This window comes from Mesorhizobium sp. M6A.T.Ce.TU.016.01.1.1 (assembly GCF_003997065.1).
Taxonomy (GTDB): domain Bacteria; phylum Pseudomonadota; class Alphaproteobacteria; order Rhizobiales; family Rhizobiaceae; genus Mesorhizobium; species Mesorhizobium mediterraneum.
This window is the reverse complement of sequence record NZ_RZTJ01000135.1, coordinates 1-445: the sequence shown is the minus strand read 5'-3', so window position 1 is coordinate 445 and position 445 is coordinate 1. Positions and strand designations below refer to the sequence as shown.

Genomic DNA, 445 nt, shown 5'->3' with positions numbered 1-445 from the left:
GCCAGAAAAGGGAAAATCCCGCCGATGTCGCCGAGGCCGGCTACGAGGCGATGATGGACGGTGAGGAACAGGTCATCAGCGGTTGGAAGAACAAGCTGCAGGTCGCCGCAGCGCATGTGACGCCGGCAGGCACGCTGGCCGAACAGCACCGCAAGATGGCCGAGCCGGGTTCGGCGTCCAAAGACTGACCTTCGGCCTTCACGCCAACCCCAAAAAAGTCCGGCGATCTTCTTCCAAGACAGGAGCACCATCATGAAAGCGCTCACATGGCACGGCAAAGGCGACATTCGATGCGATCAGGTGGCTGATCCCGCCATCGAGGATGATCGCGACGTCATCATCAAAGTCACCTGTTGCGCTATATGCGGCTCGGACCTGCATCTGATGAACGGATATATGCCGACCATGGAATCTGGCGATGTGCTCGGACACGAGACGATGGGCG

At 59.3% G+C, this 445-nt stretch carries 1 protein-coding gene and 1 pseudogene; both read left to right on the top strand.

The window, feature by feature from the left end; genetic code table 11:
- Positions 1-188, top strand: a pseudogene (locus tag EOC94_RS33610) (oxidoreductase); the annotation flags it as partial.
- A 64-nt stretch (positions 189-252) separates the two neighbouring features.
- Positions 253-445: alcohol dehydrogenase catalytic domain-containing protein (locus tag EOC94_RS33605; protein ID WP_185928393.1), on the top strand; the 193-nt coding region annotated here is incomplete at its 3' end.